The organism is Thalassovita mediterranea, from assembly GCA_019448215.1.
GTDB lineage: Bacteria > Pseudomonadota > Alphaproteobacteria > Caulobacterales > Hyphomonadaceae > Henriciella.
The window spans coordinates 1440366-1459573 of sequence record CP080408.1; the positions used below are offsets into that span (position 1 = coordinate 1440366).

At 59.8% G+C, this 19208-nt stretch carries 18 protein-coding genes; 3 read left to right on the plus strand and 15 right to left on the minus strand.

Translation table 11 applies throughout. The annotated features are described in order from the left end of the window. Nucleotides 1-155 precede the first annotated feature (155 nt). The 3 genes from pnp to KUV46_07125 form a co-directional block, all read right to left on the minus strand. Nucleotides 156-2291, minus strand: coding sequence for a polyribonucleotide nucleotidyltransferase (gene pnp, locus KUV46_07115; GenBank protein ID QYJ02150.1), 2136 nt, complete (start codon nucleotides 2289-2291; stop codon nucleotides 156-158). Between the two features lie 72 nt (nucleotides 2292-2363). Then, a complete protein-coding gene (gene rpsO / locus KUV46_07120; GenBank protein ID QYJ02151.1) occupies nucleotides 2364-2633 on the minus strand; it encodes a 30S ribosomal protein S15 in 270 nt (89 codons plus the stop codon). 267 nt (nucleotides 2634-2900) lie between these two features. Continuing rightward, a complete protein-coding gene (locus KUV46_07125) occupies nucleotides 2901-3998 on the minus strand; it encodes an alkene reductase (GenBank protein ID QYJ02152.1) in 1098 nt (365 codons plus the stop codon). 199 nt (nucleotides 3999-4197) lie between these two features. On the opposite strand from KUV46_07125, the gene KUV46_07130 reads away from it, so the two are divergent. Continuing rightward, nucleotides 4198-4563, plus strand: a complete 366-nt coding sequence (locus KUV46_07130; protein ID QYJ02153.1) for a hypothetical protein — start codon at nucleotides 4198-4200, stop codon at nucleotides 4561-4563. On the opposite strand, the gene truB is transcribed toward KUV46_07130, so the two are convergent. Together truB and KUV46_07140 are read right to left on the minus strand one after the other, a co-directional pair. After that, complete coding sequence (truB, locus tag KUV46_07135; protein QYJ02154.1) at nucleotides 4564-5505, minus strand: tRNA pseudouridine(55) synthase TruB; 942 nt, start codon at nucleotides 5503-5505, stop codon at nucleotides 4564-4566. A gap of 110 nt (nucleotides 5506-5615) precedes the next feature. Further along, on the minus strand, nucleotides 5616-6215 hold the full coding sequence (locus tag KUV46_07140) for a manganese efflux pump MntP family protein (GenBank protein QYJ02155.1): 600 nt from the start codon (nucleotides 6213-6215) through the stop codon (nucleotides 5616-5618). A 118-nt stretch (nucleotides 6216-6333) separates the two neighbouring features. On the opposite strand from KUV46_07140, the gene KUV46_07145 reads away from it, so the two are divergent. Further along, nucleotides 6334-7731 (plus strand): mechanosensitive ion channel, encoded by a 1398-nt coding sequence (locus KUV46_07145; protein ID QYJ02156.1) that lies wholly within the window; start codon nucleotides 6334-6336, stop codon nucleotides 7729-7731. A gap of 69 nt (nucleotides 7732-7800) precedes the next feature. Then, the gene (locus KUV46_07150) at nucleotides 7801-8163 is read left to right on the plus strand and encodes a DUF2200 domain-containing protein (protein QYJ02157.1); all 363 of its coding nucleotides are present in this window, start codon (nucleotides 7801-7803) and stop codon (nucleotides 8161-8163) included. 26 nt (nucleotides 8164-8189) lie between these two features. On the opposite strand, the gene rbfA is transcribed toward KUV46_07150, so the two are convergent. From rbfA to KUV46_07200, 10 genes are all read right to left on the minus strand, one after another. Next, the gene (gene rbfA, locus KUV46_07155) at nucleotides 8190-8627 is read right to left on the minus strand and encodes a 30S ribosome-binding factor RbfA (GenBank protein ID QYJ02158.1); all 438 of its coding nucleotides are present in this window, start codon (nucleotides 8625-8627) and stop codon (nucleotides 8190-8192) included. Further along, entirely contained in the window at nucleotides 8587-9186 is a 600-nt protein-coding gene (locus tag KUV46_07160) for a YcxB family protein (protein ID QYJ02159.1), read from the minus strand. Before KUV46_07160 ends, rbfA begins: the two co-directional genes overlap by 41 nt. Before the next feature lie 94 nt (nucleotides 9187-9280). Then, a complete protein-coding gene (gene infB, locus KUV46_07165) occupies nucleotides 9281-11836 on the minus strand; it encodes a translation initiation factor IF-2 (protein ID QYJ02160.1) in 2556 nt (851 codons plus the stop codon). Nucleotides 11837-11889: 53 nt separating this feature from the next. Further along, complete coding sequence (locus KUV46_07170; GenBank protein QYJ02161.1) at nucleotides 11890-12564, minus strand: RNA-binding protein; 675 nt, start codon at nucleotides 12562-12564, stop codon at nucleotides 11890-11892. Continuing rightward, nucleotides 12545-14341, minus strand: coding sequence for a transcription termination factor NusA (gene nusA, locus KUV46_07175; protein ID QYJ02162.1), 1797 nt, complete (start codon nucleotides 14339-14341; stop codon nucleotides 12545-12547). The genes KUV46_07170 and nusA overlap by 20 nt, the downstream gene beginning before the upstream one ends. A 51-nt stretch (nucleotides 14342-14392) precedes the next feature. Continuing rightward, entirely contained in the window at nucleotides 14393-14944 is a 552-nt protein-coding gene (rimP, locus tag KUV46_07180) for a ribosome maturation factor RimP (GenBank protein QYJ02163.1), read from the minus strand. A 121-nt stretch (nucleotides 14945-15065) separates the two neighbouring features. After that, nucleotides 15066-16214, minus strand: coding sequence for an energy transducer TonB (locus KUV46_07185; protein ID QYJ02164.1), 1149 nt, complete (start codon nucleotides 16212-16214; stop codon nucleotides 15066-15068). A 142-nt stretch (nucleotides 16215-16356) separates the two neighbouring features. Next, nucleotides 16357-16566, minus strand: a complete 210-nt coding sequence (locus KUV46_07190) for a cold-shock protein (protein ID QYJ02165.1) — start codon at nucleotides 16564-16566, stop codon at nucleotides 16357-16359. Between the two features lie 198 nt (nucleotides 16567-16764). Then, nucleotides 16765-17958: an energy transducer TonB gene (locus tag KUV46_07195; protein QYJ02166.1), complete on the minus strand. Its 1194-nt coding sequence runs from the start codon at nucleotides 17956-17958 to the stop codon at nucleotides 16765-16767. A 49-nt stretch (nucleotides 17959-18007) separates the two neighbouring features. Next, the gene (locus KUV46_07200; GenBank protein ID QYJ02167.1) at nucleotides 18008-19174 is read right to left on the minus strand and encodes an energy transducer TonB; all 1167 of its coding nucleotides are present in this window, start codon (nucleotides 19172-19174) and stop codon (nucleotides 18008-18010) included. Nucleotides 19175-19208 lie beyond the last annotated feature (34 nt).

Consider the following 19208-nt stretch of genomic DNA (forward strand, 5'->3'; position numbering starts at 1 on the left):
TCGTCGGTGCACGGACGGACTCTGATTTCGTTCAGGATTTCCGGCGAGCGCAACTGCAGGAGACGCAACAAAAAAGGCCGCCATCGCTGGCGGCCTTCTGAATTGAGGTGGTTTGTGCCGGGTCTGACAGAAGTCGGACCGCAGGACGGGGCGCCTTATTCGGCGTCGCCGCCCTCAGCAGCTTCCTTGTCCTTGCCGGTCTCCTGATCGACGGCTTTCATCGACAGGCGAACCTTGCCGCGGTCATCGAAGCCCATCAGCTTGACCCAGACCGTGTCGCCTTCCTTGACGAGGTCTTTCGGGTGGCCGATGCGCTCGTCTGCCATCTGCGACACGTGGACGAGGCCGTCTTTGGGACCGAAGAAGTTCACGAACGCGCCGAAATCCTTGATGGACACGACTTTGCCTTCGTAGATCTCGCCGGCTTCCGGCTCTGCCGTCAGCTCGCGGATACGCTTCTTGGCAGCATCGATCGAAGCGCGGTCGAGCGCAGAGATCTGGATCGTGCCATCGTCTTCGACGTTGAGCTTGGCGCCCGTCGTGTCGACGATATCGCGGATCGTCTTGCCGCCGGAACCGATCACGTCACGGATCTTGTCGACCGGGATATTCACGATTTCCATTTGCGGTGCGTTCTGGGACAGCTCGCCGCGGGACTCTGCAAGGGCCTTGTTCATCTCACCCAGGATGTGGGCGCGGCCGCCCTTCGCCTGATCGAGCGCGGTCTGCATGATGTCCTTGGTGATACCAGCAATCTTGATGTCCATCTGAAGCGATGTGACGCCAACTTCGGTACCAGCGACCTTGAAGTCCATGTCGCCGAGGTGGTCTTCGTCACCAAGGATGTCAGAAAGAACGGCGACGCCGTCATCTTCCTTGATGAGACCCATTGCGATGCCGGACACCGGACGTGCGATTGGCACGCCTGCGTCCATCATTGCGAGCGCACAGCCACAAACCGTCGCCATCGAGGACGAGCCGTTGGACTCAGTGATCTCGGAAACGAGGCGGATCGTGTACGGGAACTCTTCAGCCTTTGGCAGGACGGCTTTCAGCGCGCGCCATGCGAGCTTGCCGTGACCGATTTCGCGGCGGCCTGCACCGCCCATGCGGCCCGTCTCACCGACCGAATAAGGCGGGAAGTTGTAGTGCAGCATGAACTTTTCTTTGTGCGTACCGCCCAGGCCGTCGATGAATTGCTCATCGTCGGAGGTGCCGAGCGTCGCGACACAGATCGCCTGCGTTTCACCGCGGGTGAAGAGCGAGGAACCGTGCGTGCGTGGCAGGAAGCCAGCTTCGGCAACGATCGGGCGAACCTGATCGAGCGAACGGCCATCGATGCGCTTGCCGGTCTTGATGATGTCGCCGCGAACCACGGAGGCTTCGGCTTTCTTGAAGGCAGACTTGAACACCTGGGCGCTCATGCCGTCTGGCTTCTCTTCGGTTGCAACGAGGGCTTCGGCAGCCTTTTCGCGGGCAGCGCCAACAGCAGCCTGACGCTCAAGCTTCTCAGTGATCTGATAAGCCTTGGAGAGGTCTGCGCCGACGAGGTCCTGGATCTGCTTCAGCTCGCCCGAAAGGTCTTCACCTTCAAACTCGAACGGGTCCTTGGCAGCTTTTTCAGCCAGCTTGATGATCGCTTCGATCACCGGCTGCATGGCGTCATGGCCAGCCATGACAGCGCCGAGCATCACATCTTCAGGAAGCTCTTTTGCTTCGGATTCAACCATCATCACGGCGTCATTGGTGCCAGCGACGACGAGGTCGAGATCGGATTCCGCAAGGTCATCAACGGTTGGGTTGATGAGGTATTCGCCATCCTTGTAGCCGACGCGTGCTGCGCCGATCGGGCCCATGAACGGCGCACCGGACAGGACCAGGGCAGCCGAGGCGCCAATCATGCCAACGATATCCGGATCGTTTTCCATGTCGTAGGAGATCGCCGTCAGGACGACCTGGACTTCGTTCTTGAAGCCATCGACGAAAAGCGGACGGATTGGGCGGTCGATGAGACGCGAAGTCAGCGTTTCTTTCTCGGTCGGACGGCCCTCACGCTTGAAGAAGCCGCCTGGGATGCGGCCTGAAGCGTAGTATTTTTCCATGTAGTTGACCGTGAGCGGGAAGAAGTCCTGCCCCGGCTTGGCCTCTTTGGCGAAGGTCGCGGTCGCGAGGACCGTCGTGTCGCCATATGTGACGAGGACGGCCCCGTCAGCCTGACGAGCGACACGGCCCGTCTCGATCGTCAACGTGCGGCCGGCCCATTCCAGCGACACGGTTTGCTTATCAAACATGCGTTTTCTTTCTCTTCATGCGAAAAGCCCGCCCGGACCCCATGTCCTGGCGGGCTATTTGTGAGCCAGTGCCTAGCGGCGGATACCCAGCTCTTCGATCAGGGCCTGATAGCGGCCCTCATTTTTCCTCTTCAGATAGTCGAGGAGTTTCCGGCGCGTGGCGACCAGGTTGAGCAGGCCGCGGCGCGAGTGGTGGTCTTTCTTGTTGGTCTGGAAGTGCTCGGTCAGGTTCGAGATACGCTCGGTGAGGATCGCAACCTGGACTTCCGGAGAACCGGTATCGCCGTCATTCTGGGCGAATTTCTTGATCAGTTCGGATTTTTTTTCTGCCGTGATCGACATCGTCAAATACTTTCTGTTTCGCCTTGCGGCGGGTGGGTTTGTCGCCTTCTATGGCGGGGTTTAGAGGGGAGAGCTGCCATTCAGCCAGGGCCGGGATGTCGTCCAGCCGGGCTAGAGAGCAGAAAACTCGCCTCACGGGGGCGCAGATGGCACATTTGAGCCCGAAAGGGAAGGGTTCATTGTAAGACCATTCCAGTTCGCTTGCAGGAATGGAGGAAGGCCCGCCCCCTGAAGGGACGAGCCTTTTCGTTGAGAGGGCGGGCGAAATCAGGCTTTGGCCTTCTCTTCTTCCAGTGTTGGGTAGTCGGTGTAACCTTCGGCGCCGCCGCCATACCAGGTTTCCTGATTGCTCTCATTGACCGGCGCGTCCTGTTTGAGGCGTTCGACGAGGTCAGGGTTCCCAATGAAGGGGCGTCCGAAGGCGACGGCGTCAGCCTTGCCGCTTTCGACATGATCAATGGCAAGCGCCCGGTCAAAGCCGTTATTTGCCACATAGATGCCGCTGAAATGCTTGCGGAGCTCCGCGAGTTTGTCAGCGTCCGCATGGCGTGGGCCACCTGTCTGGCCCTCGATGATATCGATGAAGCAGAGCCCGGCCTCTTCGGCCAGCGAGTAAGCCTTGGAGAAGAGCGCCATCGGATCGCTGTCAGAGACATCGTTCGCATTGGAGAACGGGCCGAAGCGGACGCCAACGCGCTTTGGCTCCCAGACGCTTGTGACGACCTCGATGACTTCCTTGAGGAGGCGCGTGCGGTTTTCGACAGAGCCGCCATACTCATCCTCGCGCTTGTTTGAGCTGTCGCGCAGGAACTGATCCAGGAGATAGCCATTGGCGGCGTGGATCTCGACGGCGTCGAAACCGGCCTTTTTCGCATTCTCTGCGGCCTTGCGATAATCCTGCAGGAGGCGAGGGATTTCCGAGGTCTCGAGCGCGCGCGGGGTGGAGGTGTCGACAAAACCTTCGCCGTCATAAGTCTTCGCATTTGCGGCGATAGCCGATGGCGCGACAGGCGCTTGCCCGTCCGGCTGGAGAGAGGTGTGCGAGATGCGCCCGACGTGCCAGAGCTGCATCGCGATATGTCCGCCTTTTCGGTGGACCGCATCGGTCACCTTCTTCCAGGCCTTCACTTGCGCATCGCTATGAATGCCAGGCGTCCAGGCATAGCCCTTGCCTTCGGGCGAAATCTGCGTCGCTTCGGTAATGATGAGGCCCGCGCCTGCGCGCTGGGCATAGTATTCCTCATGCAGTTCGTGCGGGAGGTTCTCGCCATCGGTGGCGCGGTTGCGGGTCAGCGGCGACATGAAGACCCGGTTGGGTAGGGTGAGGTCGCCAAGGTCAATGGGGGTAAATAGCTTCTCGGTCATTTGGGAGTGTTCCTTCTGCCTGTTGGCTTACAGGCCTCACTTAGGAAGCCTTCGTGCGTGCGAAGAGACAAAGCGCGCGCATAGGAGTTGTTCCGCTGGTGCATAGAGCCGTTCATGCGCTCTAGGGGACCGCTGCGATTTCGCTAGGCGGCGCTGGAAACTGTTGCTACCGCTGGGTTTCCAACTCTGGGGACTATTCGTGAAAATCAGGGTCATGGCCGCTGCGGCGGCATTTCTCGTGCTGGCCGGCTGCGAGACCTTGTATGAGCCCGTGCTGCTCGAACGCGACACGATCTATGACGCCGACGGGCTCTATATCTATAGCGAGCTGTCGGAGTCGTTCGAGGGCGACCGCTTCTGGAATTTCTGGGCTATCAATAATGGCAGCCGGCCTCTCTGCCTCGGCCTGACGCTTGGACCAAACTCTAGCACAAGCGGTCACAGCTTTGACGGCAAACACTATCTGCCGACAGGCCAGAAGGTGGGCGTCGGCTATGTCTATGCCCCCGCCAACTTCACGATCGACAGCCAGGCATGGGAGCCGGACGCTTATGGCGGCTGCTAGCTAGACTTGAAACACCCGCATTGGCTGGAAACGCCCGGCGCGAACCTCGCCCATGGCGACGGCTTCGTCATTGCACATGGCAAGCGCGAGCCGGTCTTCCGGATCGGGGTTCTTTTCGAGGCGCCAGCGTTCTGTCACATGCGGCATCAGCATGACCTCGCGGCCCTGACGGATATCGGCAGCGTCTTCTTCGCTGATCTCGACGTCAGGTACATCGTCGAGCACCGCCTCGATAGGGGCGAGGGTGCGCAGAAGCGCATCACGGCTCTCCATGGCTTCGAGGTCTGCCAGTTTGAAGGCGGCGCCCTCATGCATCACGCCGACACGAATACGGCGCAGCTGAGAGATATGCCCATCGCAGCCGAGGGCGCCTGCAAGATCGCGTGCGAGCGCGCGAACATAGAAGCCCTTGCCGGAACGCACATGGAAGACCGCGTGGTCGGCATCCGGCATGTCGACAAGGCGTGCCTCATGCACGAGCACGGTGCGGGATGGGATTTCAAACTCTTCCCCGTCGCGGGCAAGATCATAGGCGCGTTCGCCGTCGACCTTGATGGCGGAGAATTTTGGCGGGATTTGATCGATCTCGCCTTCAAAGCCTTCAAGCGCGGTTTCAATCGCGTCGCGGTCCGGACGCGTGTCAGACGAGGCAATGACTTCGCCTTCAGCGTCCAGCGTGTTGGTGGACGTGCCCCAGGCAATCGTGAAGACATATTCCTTGTCGGCGTCCATCGCCCACTGGACGGTCTTGGTCGCTTCGCCAAAGGCAATCGGCAGGATGCCGTCAGCCAGTGGATCGAGCGTACCGCCATGACCGACCTTGTGGGCATCGAAAAGCCGTTTCAGGATGCCGACGACCTGCGTCGACGTGATGTCAGACGGCTTGTCGACATTGAGCCAGCCATGGACCGGTTGGCCCTTCTTCTTGCGATTGCGTCCCACGAGGGTGTCTCCATTCTTCCCGGGTCGCGCCGCGGATCGAACGCGGGCGCGGGGCCTGATATGTCGTTTGAGCAGGCGAGCTAGGCGGCCCGCGGCCCGTCGTCAACCAGCTAGATGCCCTGGCTGAGATGCTGGCTCAGGATCAGAACGCCGATCACGATCAGCACAACGCCGCCTGCAACTTCAGCCCAGTGCCCAAGCCAGTCGCCTGCCTTGCGGCCAATAAGGGCGCCGATGGTGCACATGAACAGAGTCACGGCGAAAATGATGAGGCAAGCGAGGATCAAATTGGTGCCGACCATGGCGAGGCTCACGCCGACCACGGTCGCATCAATGCTGGTCGCTACGGCTGCAAGGCCAAGGTGAACCCAGCGCGGGCCCTTGATCGGGCCGTTCGCTGCGGTTTCCGCGTGGTCTTCAACTGTCTCTGGTTCGTCCTTGAACGCCTGCCAGATCATGTGAAGGCCGACGAGGGAGAGAAGGACAAAGGCGATCCAGTGATCGACCCCGGCAACCCAGGCCGATAGCGCCATCCCGATCAAATAGCCAACGACTGGCATGATCGCTTCCATCGCCGCAAACACGAAACCGATGCGAAGCGCGCTCGTGAACGTCGATGTGCGCTCACCCGTCCCCTTGCCGAGCGCGGCCGCGAAGGCATCGACGGACAGGCCGAAGGCGAGGGCGATGAGGGTAAGAATGCCAGACATGCGCTCTCTTGGCGCGCGCTCCCGTAACTTGCAAGAGGAAGGCCGCATCTTGCGCTCGTGCTGAATAACAGGGCATTTGCCGTCGCCAGCCGGGAACGCCGGCCTAGCTGATCAGGTTATGACCACGATGTTCACGCGCATATTGATCGCTCTTGCCGCGCTCGCCGCAGTCCAGCTGGCAGTCCTCCCGGGCCCCGCACTGGCGCAGGCGCCCGGCGCTTCTGAGCCGACAGAGGAAATCTCGGTCTCGAGCAGCGATGACGGCGCGATCGAGACGCGGATCAACGCCATCTTCGACGAAATTTCCGCGCTGTCGGGCGTTGAGGCAAGCGTCACCGAAGGTGTCGTTTCCCTTTCCGGCATGGTGGCGAGCCAGGCCGATATCGACCGTGCCGTTTCCATTGCCAGCCGCTTTCAGGGTGTTGTGACGGTGGAGCAGCGCATTGAGCGCGACCTGTCTGTCGACCGCTCGCTTTCTCCTGCCATCGCGAATCTTGAGAACAGCCTGCGCCGGGGCTGGGAAGCATTGCCGCTTGTCGGTCTCGCCATCGCCGTCTTCGTGGTCATCCTGATTATCGGTCATCTGCTGGCCAGCTGGTCTGCGCTCTGGCGGCGTGTGACGCCGAACCCGTTCCTGGCAGAGATTGCGTCGCAAGCGGTCCGCTTCATCGCTGTCGTTGTGGGCCTCGTCATGGCGCTTAATCTCGTTGGCGCGACGGCGCTGATGGGGGCGATCCTTGGCGGTGCGGGCGTGATCGGTCTCGCCATCGGCTTTGCCGTTAGGGATACGGTGGAGAACTATATCGCCTCCATCATGCTCAGCCTTCGCCAGCCTTTTCGCGCGAATGACCATGTGCTGATCGACGACCATGAGGGCCGCGTCGTGCGGCTGACGTCTCGCGCGACCGTGCTGATGACGCTTGATGGCAATCATCTGCGCGTGCCGAACTCCACCGTCTTCAAGGCGGTGATCCTCAACTATACCCGCAATCCGGAGCGCCGCTTCGAGTTCGAGCTTGGTGTCGACGCTGAGGACGATCCGGTTGCGGCCATGGCGACGGGGATCGCGGCGATCGCCGGTCTCGACTTTGTTCTCGATGAGCCAAAGCCCGACGCAATCATCAAGTCGGTGGGCGACAGCAATATCGTCATCCGCTTCATGGGCTGGGTGAACCAGTCGGAGACGAATTTCGGCAAGGCCCGCAGCCTCGCCATTCGGGCCGCCAAGGATGCGGTCGAAGAAGCAGGCTTCACCCTGCCAGAGCCGATCTATCGCCTGCGCTTCGACGGCGCGCCGGTTCAGGTGAAAGCAGGCACTGGGGTGACCGTGTCAGAAGGCGATGCGGCCACCGCTCCGCCAGCAAGGTCAAAGCCAGCCACCTCACCTGATGCACGCACAGCTGAAGCTGATGTTCTCGATACAAGACCGGATGACCATATCGCCGAGAAAGTCGACGAAGAACGCGCGCAGACCGGCGAGAAAGACCTTCTCGATAGCGGACGACCGGTGGAGTAAAGGCAGGGAGTGGCTCATCGCTCTTTATCGGCGTAAACTCTCGCTCGAAAAGCTGGAAAGCGACCCGCCATGACCAAGCACCGCATCTATACGATGGCCTTCGCAAAGGTGTATCCAGCCTATGTCGTCAAGGCAGAGAAGAAGGGCCGAACCAAGGCTGAGGTCGACGAGATCATCTGCTGGTTGACTGGCCACGATGCGACGAGCCTCGCCCGCGTCCTGGAGGACGGCACCGATATCGAGACCTTTTTTGCGACTGCGCCGGCCATGAATCCTGACCGGGGCCTGATCAAGGGCGTCGTTTGCGGGGTGCGGGTCGAGGAGGTCGAGGAAGAGACGATGCGGGAGATCCGCTATCTCGACAAACTCATCGATGAGCTGGCCAAGGGAAAGGCGATGGAGAAAATCCTTCGCAGCCCAGCAAAGGCCTGACCGGCTAATCGCGCCCCGTCGGAAAACTAGTCGTCGTCGCCTTCATCGTCATCGCTGACGAGATCGCGTTTCACCTCCGGGCTATTGAAGACCGACTCCATATAGGCGCCTTCATCATAGGAATGATCGGCGATGAAGTGCAGCTGCGGGGTGAATTTCATGTCGATATGCTTGCCGAGGCGCCCGCGAATATAGGGCGCCGCGCGGTTGAGCGCCTTGGCGAGTACGATCTGTGCAGCTTCGTCCGTTTCGCCGAGGGGCGAGCTGAAGACGTGCGCATGTTTCAGGTCCGGGGAAACGCGGACCTCGCCAATCGTGACATTGACGCCCTGAAGGTCCGGATCGCGGAACTCCTCGCGCATCATGATGTCTGTGAGGGCATGGCGGATCAGCTCACCAGCGCGCAGCTGGCGCTGTGAGGGTTCATTTGCGGCGGGTGCCTGCGATCGTCTCTTCTTCGCCATCGTGCAATCCTTCTCTCAGACGAGCGCGGAACGCCTGCGCTGCCTGCTTGTCGCGGCCAAACCACTTGTCGGGGACGAGCAGCGGATCTGCGCCCCTGAAGGTGATAAGTGTATCACGGCGGCTCTCGCGGACAGACCGGAGCGCGCGCCAGGCGATGCGTGTCTCTACATCGCCGCGACGGATGTGGAGGCCCGTGGGCGTAAGGTCAATGGCGGTTTCGCTGTCGAGCTCTGCGGCGCGCCCATGATTGTGGCGATAGGACCAGCGCATGAAGATCAGATACCAGCTGATCCCCGCCATGGCGGCGAGCAGGGAAGAGGTCAGCAGGATCCAGTAGTCGGTGAAGGCTGTGCCAGCGAGCATCTCGCGCGTCACGAACGCGGTGCCTGCAGAAATCACCGGCGCGGTGACGCCCGCGTAATAGAGCGCGGTCGGGCCGATATTCGAGGAGCGGGTCTGGCTGACCAGCCGCTTCATATCGCGGTCGCTCGGGGCACCTGAGATGCTGATCGTGTCGGCATCGGCGGAATAGAGGGGCGTGGCGGCGAGCGATGGCATGGCCGCCACAAACCACATCTTGTTTAACCGCTTATGGAGAAAGCCGGGAAATCTCCCGGCTTTCTCAACTTGGTATCAATGTCGGGCGGTGAGCTTAGTCGAGCTTGCGCTCGATCATCTCGATCTCGAAACACTCGATCTTGTCGCCTTCGCGGATGTCTTCGTATTTCTCGAAGGCCATGCCGCACTCCATGCCGGAGGTAACTTCAGCGACTTCGTCCTTGAAGCGTTTCAGCGTCTTCAGCTTACCCTCGTGGATCACGACATCGTCGCGCAGCAGGCGGACGCCGCAACCGCGCTTGACCGTGCCTTCGGATACCTTACAGCCAGCCACCTTGCCGACCTTGGTGATGTTGAAGACTTCCAGAATGTCGGCATAGCCGATGAAGGTTTCGCGCTTCTCTGGGGCGAGCATGCCCGACAGCGTGTCTTTCACATCGTCGATCAGGTTGTAGATCACCGAATAGTAGCGGATCTCCACGTCTTCCTTCTCAGCGAGCTCACGGGCCTGCTTGTTCGCACGCACGTTGAACGCAAAGACCGGTGCACCGGACGATTTCGCAAGCAGGATATCGCTTTCAGAAATACCGCCTGCGGCACCGTAAACGACATTTGCGCGAACTTCTTCGGTCGATAGACCTTCAAGAGAGTGGCGGATCGCTTCGACAGAACCCTGAACGTCGCCTTTGACGACGATTGGAAGTTCCGAAACCTCCGCAGCGTTCATCGAGTTCATGAGCGACTCGAGCGATGCACGGCCGGAGGCCACGCCCTGCTTCTGGCGCTCAGCGCGTTCGCGGTATTCAGTGATCTCGCGGGCACGTGCCTCGCTATCGACCACGTTGAACATGTCGCCCGGCTCCGGGGCCCCATTCAGGCCAAGGATTTCGACCGGAACGCCCGGACCTGCATCCTTGAGCTGCTGGTTGCGCTCGTTCACGAGGGCGCGAACCTTGCCCCACTGCTTGCCTGCAACGACGATTTCGCCGCGCTTCAGCGTACCGCGATTGATCAGCACGGTCGCGACCGGGCCGCGGCCCTTGTCGAGCTGGGATTCCACCACGATGCCGTCTGCCTGACGGTCTGGATTGGCCTGCAGTTCGAGAAGCTCGGCTTGCAGCGTGATAGCTTCGGTCAGCTCATCGAGGCCAGTCTTCTCAAGTGCCGACACCTTGATCGCCTGGACGTCACCGCCCATCGCTTCGACCTGGATGTCGTGCTGGAGCAGCTCTGTCAGGACCTTGTCCGGATTGGCGTCCGGCTTGTCGCATTTGTTGACCGCAACAATGATCGGCACTTCAGCGGCCTTGGCGTGTTTGATCGCCTCGATCGTCTGAGGCATCACGCCATCATCTGCGGCAACCACGAGGATCACGATATCGGTGACGTTCGCACCGCGCGCCCGCATGGCCGAGAAGGCTGCGTGGCCCGGCGTGTCGAGGAAGGTGATCTTGTCCTCTGACGCCAGCTGAACCTGATAGGCACCGATATGCTGCGTAATGCCGCCAGCTTCGCCTGCGACCACATCGGTCGAGCGGAGGGCGTCGAGCAGGGAGGTCTTGCCGTGGTCAACGTGGCCCATAATGGTGACGACCGGCGCACGTGGCTTCAGATCCTTCGGATCGTCCTTGTCGTCGCCAAGGCCGATTTCGACGTCAGATTCAGCAACACGTTTCACCGTGTGGCCGAATTCCTCGGCGATCAGTTCAGCGGTGTCGGCATCAATGATGTCATTGGCGCGCATCATTTCGCCCTGGCGCATCATATATTTGACCACGTCAGCGACGCGTTCATTCATGCGCTGGGCAAGATCCTGCAGCGTGATCGTTTCTGGCAGGGTGACTTCGCGGGAGACTTTCTCCTGCTGATCACCGCCCTGACGACGCTCACGTTCGCGCTCACGGGCGCGTTTCACGGATGCGAGCGAACGCTGACGGTCACCGTCATCGCCGAGCGCGCTGGCAATGGTCAGCTTGCCCTTGCGGCGCTTGTTATTGCCGCCGCCGCCACGATTGCGTGAATTGCTGTCGTCAAAGTCGCGGTCGCTGCCACCCTTGCGGGCTTTCTTGTTGCGGCCCTGAGCAGGCTCCGGCATCGGCATGTCAGGCGATGGCGCAGCTGCACCCCCCTGAGCACCGCGTGGTTTGGCGTCAGCCTTTTTCTTGCGAGCTTCAGCTTCTTCGCGGGCCTTGCGTTCTTCTTCCTCAGCCTTACGGCGGGCTTCGGCTTCGACGCGTTCCTTGTCTTCCTGGACCTTGCGTTCCTGTTCAGACAGAAGGCGCTCGCGGGCCGCTTCCTGGCGCTCTTTCTCGGCCTTCTGCTTCTGCTCGGCTTCCCGGCGCTGCAGCAGGACCTTCTGGCGCGCAATCAGTTCTTCTTCAGTAATGCCAAGCTTCTTGGCGGCTTCAGCCAGTTTCGAAGGCTGCTTGCTGCCAGATTGGGACGAAGGCTTTGAAGCAGGCGCATTCGCGCCGCCCCCGCTACCGGATTGACCGGCGCCGGGGCCGACGACCCGCCGCTTCTTCGTCTGGACGATGACCTGTTTGGAACGGCCATGACTAAAGCTCTGCTTGACCGTGCCGCTTGATCCGCGGGACACCGTCAGGGGCTTGCGTCCACTATTATTGCCTTTGTCGTTCGTATCGCTCATGCGACTCCATATACCTGCGTATTTACCGGCAGGAACGCCCTGCCGAAATCATCTTACCGTTTAAGACCAGAAAACCAGTCTCGCTCCGGTGCCGGGCGAAATCCCGTCAGACGCCAGTATGCGTCCTTGAAGGCTTCGCACAGCGCCCCCTGCTGAAGCAGCGCGTGTATCACATGCGGCCTGCCAAAGGCCATGCCCAATTCAGCAGAAGTGAGAGCACCTGCTGTCTGTGGCGTTTCATATATGGCCTTGGCGAGAAAATGAACCTTTTTGCGGCCATCTTCGCTGCCATCGCTGGCTTCCAGGAGGATGCCGGGCGCTTCGTTCCTTAGATAGGCACGAACCTGGTCGAATCCAATGACCACCTCACCTGCCTTGCGCGACATGCCGAGATAATTGAGGCACCTCTGTAGCAATTGACGCTCTACAAGGTCGGAAAGGCCAGCTTCAGCGGTCGTTTTCTGCTTGAAGGCACGGGCGAAAACGCCCTGCTTCACTGCCGCATCGACAGTCTCGCGATCTGCCTTCACCCATGCGCCGCGTCCGGGCAGCTTGCCGGCCACGTCAGGCACAGCAATCCCGTCCGGAGAGCGGACAAAGCGGATCATGCAGTCCTGTGTCCAAGACTCGCGGGTCACCGCGCACTGACGGACGGGGCCGTCAGTGCCGGTTTCCTGATTGTCGGACGCCTTCAGGCGTTGGCGGCGATCATTCCTTGGAGTCGGCATCGTCGCCGTCCTCTGCGGTATCGTCGCCAGCCTCTTCGGCAGCGAGTGCGTCGAGGTCGAAGATCAGCTCTTCTTCAGCGAGCTCTTCGTCGGCCTCATTGCCGCCCTTGCCGATGTCGCCGAGAGCGAGCAGGGCGCGCTCTTCTTCGGACAGGTCAGCCATTTCGCCTTCAGCTTCGGCAGCCATGTCGGCTTCCAGTTGCTCAAGCGCTTCCGGCTCAACCCAGCCTGCGGCCACACGGGCACGCATGATAAAGATCTGGGCCTCATCCTTGCGCATTTCGCCCTTCTTCAGGATGCCTTCTTTGAAGACCGGCTTGCCGTCCGGGCCAGGCTCACGCCAGCCCGTGATGTCGTCTGGCACCAGGCCAGCGATATCTTCAAGCGTCGCCACTTCGTTCTCACCGAATTTCACGGCGAAAGCGACGGTCATGCCTTCAAGCTCCATGACGTTGTCTTCAACGCCAAGCTCCTTGCGGCGAGCGTCCTGCTCAGCTGCGAGGTTCTCGAGGTATTCGCGGGCGCGTTCCTGGATCTCATTGGCGACTTCAAGGTCGAAGCCATCGATGGAGATGAAGTCTTCAGGTGCGACGTAGGCGATTTCCTCAACGCTCTCGAAGCCTTCAGATGCCAGCAGCTGTGCCAGCGTCTCATCGGCGTCGAGCGCTTTCATGAAGAGCTCGGTACGTGCCTGGAAGTCTTTCTGGTAGCGCTCGGAATCGGCGGTCTCGGTGACGAGGTCGATCTGCCAGCCGGTCAGCTGCGACGCGAGACGGACGTTCTGGCCGCGGCGGCCAATGGCCAGCGGGAATTGGTCGTCAGCAACAACGACTTCAACGCGCTGCTCGTCTTCATCCAGAACCACTTTCGACACTTCGGCCGGCTGCAGCGCGTTCACGATGAAGGTTGCGGCATCATAGTTCCAAGGGATGATGTCGATCTTCTCGCCTGACAGTTCGCCAACGACGGCCTGGACGCGTGCGCCGCGCATACCGACACAGGCGCCGACCGGATCGATCGAGCTGTCATTGGAGATCACGCCGATCTTGGCGCGCGAACCTGCGTCACGGGCGCAGGCGCGGATCTCGATGACGCCGTCATACACTTCCGGCACTTCCTGGGCGAATAGCTTGACCATGAAGTCAGGGTGGGCGCGCGACAGGAAGATCTGCGGGCCCTTGGTCTCGCGGCTTACCTTGTAGAGATAGGCACGAACGCGGTCGTTCGGCTGGAAGTTCTCACGCGGGATACCGTCATTGCGGCGGATGATGCCTTCGGCGCGCCCAAGGTCCACGATCACGTGGCCATACTCGACGCGCTTGACGATGCCGTTGATGATCTCGCCGACACGGTCCTTGTACTCGTCATACTGACGCTCACGCTCGGCATCGCGCACCTTCTGCATGATGACCTGCTTGGCGGTCTGTGCAGCAACGCGGCCAAAGTCGAATGGCGGAAGCTCTTCCTTGATCTCGGTGCCGACTTCGTAGCTGGCATCGATTTTCTTGGCTTCGGTCAGTGCAAGCTGCTGGGCCGGGTCCTCGACTTCATCGTCAGCGACGACGGTCTGGACGCGCCAGAGGGTCTGTTCACCGGTGTCCCCGTCGATGACGGCACGGATGTCGTGCTCCTGACCATAGCGGGACTTCGCGGCCTTCTCGATCGCTTCCTGCATCGCGCCAATGACGATGCTGCGGTCGATGGATTTCTCTTCCGCGACGGCTTTAGCAATCTGAAGAATTTCGAGCCGGTTGGCTGAAACGCCGACTGTACTCATCTGTTCGCTCCACTTTCTTCTTTATTGTCTTCATTGTCCTCGTCCTCGCTGTCATCGACATCGAGGCCGGAAAAAATCTTCATCATCTGGCTGCGGCGGCAGGCCGCCTGCCTTCTTCGCCGCTTCGATCAGCTCATCAGTGAGCACAAGGCTCGCCTTCGACATCTCATCGACCTGCGCGACCAGTTCGCTCTCATCGTCGAGCTCAATCGCGACACCGCGGTCATCCTCACGAGTGATAATGCCCTGAAAGCGGCGGCGGCCACTGATCGGCATGGCGAGCTCGACCTTGGCGAGGTGTCCGGTCCAGCGACCAAAATCGCCCTTGCGGGTCAGCGGGCGGTCAATGCCCGGCGTGGATACTTCGAGCCGGTACGGGTCTGACACAGGGTCAGCGGCTTCAAGCAACGGAGAAATGGCATGCGAAAGGTCGGCGCAATCTTCGACATTGGTCGGCGCGCCGCCAGCCTTCTCAGTCATGATCTGAAGGATCGGGCGCTTGCCGCCCATGAGGCGCACGCGCACGATTTCCATGCCGATGCCATCGGCCACGGGCTCGATGAGGCTAAGAATGGTTTTTTCCTGCTGCGAAAGCGCGATCACGGTTCAACTGTCTCCGGGACAAAAGAAAGCGGCGGACCCGTTGCCGGACCCGCCGCCGATATTTTTCGACTTGGACGGTAGAATAGTCGTCTCAGACTCTTTTGTCCATATGCCTCGTCAGTCATCCATCCAGCTGGAACTGGAAAGGATATACGACATCCCGATTGATCTTGCGGCAGTTTGGATCGCCATCGGCTGTGTCTTCCCATTTCCATCTCAGCCGTTTGAGCGAGCGCAATACCTCATCGTCGAACATGTCGCCCGGAACAGAGGCGCCAATCCGGGGTGTGATGGTTCCGCTCTCGTCTATGTCCATAAGCGCGATTACGGCGCCAACATAACCCTGGTGCGCAGGCCTGTTCGGGTAGGTTGGCTTTGGTGGCCGGTTAAACTTTCCGTCACAGGAGGGCAGACCATCGATAGTGTGAATAGAAGGTCCGTCAGGGTGGGTGTGATTGTCGTCCGTGATCGCGTCATCAACGATCTGGTCGGCGATCTCAATCTCCCTGGCCGCGTCGCCTTCACTACTGAAATAAGCATTCATCGCGGACTGCCAGGCCATGCTGGTATAGTAGCGGTCCAGCAGCCAGTCAGGCGGTGACGGAGACATATGCCGCATTATTGAAATTTCGGCGTGAGCTTTCGCAATGTCGATAATAGCTTCTGGCTCACGGTCGTCATTGAACGACGCAACGGCCGCAGTGATGGCAGCGCCAGACCATGTCGGTCCTACCTGATCGCGTACCGGGAATAGGTGAGCGGCCGCAGCAGCTGCTGTTTGCTTGGCCGTCTCGAAGTCCGATTCCGACATGTCAGCGATGTATCTATTATGAAAAGCCGAGACGCTGAGCATGCTGGGCGGCTCATCTGCAACGGTGCTGAGAGCGGAGTCCAGCGAGGCTCTGGTCTCATTGTTTGGGGCAGCTTTCCATCTTGCATAGGCTGCAAGCAGTTTCCGGTCTGCCATTACCGGGTGGGCATCGGTCGCGGGCTGGCTAACTGCAAAGTCAGCGGCGGGTACTGCCCGCGTACAATAACCGACGCTGCACATGGTCCAGGCAGCTTCGTAGGCCAGCAGTGTTGCATCGGCGTCTTGCGGCGTCGCAATCGCCTCGGTTGCCAACTGCTCGGCGGCCGCAAGTTTTTCTTCAATGACATTGCCACCTGCGGCGGCGTTATAGCGTTCGAGCGTCGCGTCTGTGATCTGAGCAGTGGCAGGCAGGACGCCAAGCACAGCGAAAATACCAATGAAAGCATACTTCTGGATCATGCGCCTGCCCCTCTGATCAACCTTGGATACTATGGGCGAAGCGGGGGCGGTCAACCGCAAAACCCGGCGTGAAAACGAAAAACGGCGGCTTCCGGAGAAGCCGCCGCCTGATCAGTAGAGGCCATTTCTGGCCAATCCAAATCTAGAGAAGTTTCAGGTCCACGGCCGAGGTCTTGCCGCGGCGCTCATCAGTGTGGAGCTCATACTCGATCGGTGCGTCTTCGGCGAGCGTGCGCATGCCGGACTTCTCGACGGCCGAGATATGAACAAAAATGTCAGCGCCACCAGCGTCAGGCTTGATGAAGCCATAGCCTTTTTGGTCGTTGAACCATTTAACTTTTCCGGTTGCCATATTGGCTACTCCAGTCTTCTCCCCGTGCCGGACCCGCACCGCGCGGATGGTCACGAAGGGTCTCGAAGAAACGGGGGAAGTGAAGAAAGGCCGTCGGTCCGACGGGGTCTTATGAATTCAGACCGACCGTATATTCGATAGATGCATTATGCCTGAAATCACGTGTTCCTGCAATCGGCGTTTCACGGTGAAGCTGAGTCACTCCAGCATGAACGCCATTGGCAGGATAATCCGGCGGTAGCTCGGATCACAGGTCACGCCTGGCTCTTCACCCTCCGGTTGCCATTCCCATTGCCGTATCGTTGCCTCCGCCGACTCCTCGAAAGCCGAAGATGGTACGGCAGCCAGAATTTCCACGTCCGTAACCTTGCGGTCTTCCACTTTGATCTGGGCAATCACCGCGCCGAACATGCCTTTCTGTGCTGCGGCATCTGGATAACTAAGCTCTGGCGTCATATCGAACGTGCCGTCGCAATACGGAAGGCGCGTGTCTTCCTCGCCCTCTTCCGCAGCAGAATCGACGTCAGTGGCTTCAGGCAGTTTGTCCCTGAATTCCGAGAGCCCATCCATGATCTCTTCCACCCTTGCATCGAGGTATTTGTGATCGGGAGTCCGAACTCCAGGCCCGCTTCTGGAGTCTGCGCCATACGCGAAATAGGCAGACATCGCCATTTGCCAGGCATCTGTGAGGTACCAGTGGCCATCCAGCCAATCAGGCTCGTCTTCGACCGTGTAGTAAATCTTGCCCAGCTCCAGCCGATGATAGGCCATGTCCATGACGTCCTTCGTATCGGGGCGGGAATTGAAGTCGGCAACAATGCTCGCAATCGACGCATCGCTCCATTGTTCGCCAATCACAGACCGAAATGGCGCAAAATGTGACGCGGCCTGCGCGGCGGTCTGGCTGGCCTCCCTCCAGTTCTGGTCCTTGAAATCTGCGATGTAGCGATTGTGGTGGGCCGTGAGCGACAGGCTGGTCAGGCCTTCATTGCCGACATCCTCCAGCGCTTGATCGAGCGCGTTTCTGGTGCTGCGATCGGATTTGTCTTTCCAGGCAGAATAGGCCTTGAGGAGGGCGACATCTGACGGGTAGACAGCGTCGCCGACCAGAGGGCGGCTGCTTGCAAATTCCGCGAAGGGGATAGCCCCATCGCACGCTGCATAAACGCAAAGTGTCTGTCCGGCTTCATAGGCGAGCAGGGCGGCATCGTCTCGTTCCGGATGACGAAGCGTTGCCTGGCCCAGAGCTCTTGCCGCATCTACGCGTGCCGCGGCGCCGCCTGATGACACCGCCTCGTTATACGCGACGATCGCATCGCTCATCTCATCAGACTGGCCAGCAGCGGGTAGTGCTACGAGCAGCGCAGCAGCAAGAACGGCAAACAGTTTCATCTTTCCTCCTGACAAGGGGATGCACCTTGAAGTGGCGCAGACAGCGCTCTCAATTCACGCCGAAGGAATAGGTATAGATCAGGTCCTTCGCGGAGGCTTCACAGGGGCCATCATCGGCAGCATCCTCGTCCGGCTCATACGTCCATTTGCGAATGGATGAGATGATCGCATTGTCGAAGGTGCGTTCCGGGATGGAGGCGAGAACCTCAACGTTTGAGGCTTTTCCGTTGTTGAGATCCATGCGGAGCACAACGGCGCCATTCTGTTTGCCCTTCAGCGCATTGAAGGGATAACGAAATTCAGGATCCTCATCGAAACTGCCCTCACAGAGGTTCGGGTTTGTCGGCAGCATATCGGTGGGGCCGGCTCCTGCGATGATTTCGGCCGCTTGCTGTTTGAACACGTCAGGGTCAGGTCCCGAAACTTCATAGCGTGAGGCGCCCATTGCGCGGGTCGACCCGTTTGACTGGAAATACATCAGGATGCCTGCTCTCCACGCTGTGGAAAGATAGAGGTCTCTCTCCAGCCAGTCTGGCCTTTGCGGGAGATCATGATCAAGTTTGATGAGGTCGCTGATATGGTGCGCCAGGATCAGGGTGTCGTTGAGGTCCGGATTGTGGTTGTAACCTGCTGTCGCTGAGGCGATGACGGCGTCGCTCCACCGCTCGCCGACGACCGCACGGTGAGGCGCAAGGTATATCGAGGCCTCTCGCGCCGACTTGGCGGCTCGGCCCCAGTCCTTGGCATTGAAATCTTCGGTATAGCGAGTCTGAAACGCCACGATTGCGAGCGGTGTGGCTCTAACGGTCAGATATGAAGTCAGCGCGGCATCAAGGCGTTCACGCGTGCCGGGGGCGTCTCCCGTGATCCAGTCGGCAAAGGCACTCAGAAGAGTGATATCCTCGCTGGTAAGGACATTTGCCGGCAGGGGATGGCTGCTCGCGAAAGCCGCCATTTCCTTTGCGCCCTGACAGCCAGAATAGATGCAAAGCGTCTGTCCCGCCTCGAATGCGCGTAGCACTGCGTCTGGCCGGTCCGGATTGGCGAGCACGGAAGCTGCCAGTATGCGGGCGGCCTCTGTCCTGTCGTCCGGAGACCCTGACGTCATCGCGCGCTGGTGGAGGGCATTAGCTTCATCAAGCGTAACTGCTTGTGCCGGGCCTGAGATTGCCAGCAAGAAGCCGACACCGATCAAGATGAATTTTCGTACATGCATACGTCTTTGTTCAGGAAAACCTGAACAAGATCAA

Coding starts and splice junctions, on each gene's coding strand:
- KUV46_07200 (QYJ02167.1), bottom strand. CDS start 19,174: ATGCATGTACGAAAATTCATCTTGATCGGTGTCGGCTTCTTGCTGGCA.
- KUV46_07185 (QYJ02164.1), bottom strand. CDS start 16,214: ATGATCCAGAAGTATGCTTTCATTGGTATTTTCGCTGTGCTTGGCGTC.
- KUV46_07190 (QYJ02165.1), bottom strand. CDS start 16,566: ATGGCAACCGGAAAAGTTAAATGGTTCAACGACCAAAAAGGCTATGGC.
- KUV46_07140 (QYJ02155.1), bottom strand. CDS start 6,215: ATGTCTGGCATTCTTACCCTCATCGCCCTCGCCTTCGGCCTGTCCGTC.
- KUV46_07170 (QYJ02161.1), bottom strand. CDS start 12,564: ATGCCGACTCCAAGGAATGATCGCCGCCAACGCCTGAAGGCGTCCGAC.
- infB (QYJ02160.1), bottom strand. CDS start 11,836: ATGAGCGATACGAACGACAAAGGCAATAATAGTGGACGCAAGCCCCTG.
- KUV46_07195 (QYJ02166.1), bottom strand. CDS start 17,958: ATGAAACTGTTTGCCGTTCTTGCTGCTGCGCTGCTCGTAGCACTACCC.
- KUV46_07145 (QYJ02156.1), top strand. CDS start 6,334: ATGACCACGATGTTCACGCGCATATTGATCGCTCTTGCCGCGCTCGCC.
- rpsO (QYJ02151.1), bottom strand. CDS start 2,633: ATGTCGATCACGGCAGAAAAAAAATCCGAACTGATCAAGAAATTCGCC.
- pnp (QYJ02150.1), bottom strand. CDS start 2,291: ATGTTTGATAAGCAAACCGTGTCGCTGGAATGGGCCGGCCGCACGTTG.
- KUV46_07150 (QYJ02157.1), top strand. CDS start 7,801: ATGACCAAGCACCGCATCTATACGATGGCCTTCGCAAAGGTGTATCCA.
- KUV46_07125 (QYJ02152.1), bottom strand. CDS start 3,998: ATGACCGAGAAGCTATTTACCCCCATTGACCTTGGCGACCTCACCCTA.
- rbfA (QYJ02158.1), bottom strand. CDS start 8,627: ATGGCGAAGAAGAGACGATCGCAGGCACCCGCCGCAAATGAACCCTCA.
- nusA (QYJ02162.1), bottom strand. CDS start 14,341: ATGAGTACAGTCGGCGTTTCAGCCAACCGGCTCGAAATTCTTCAGATT.
- KUV46_07160 (QYJ02159.1), bottom strand. CDS start 9,186: ATGCCATCGCTCGCCGCCACGCCCCTCTATTCCGCCGATGCCGACACG.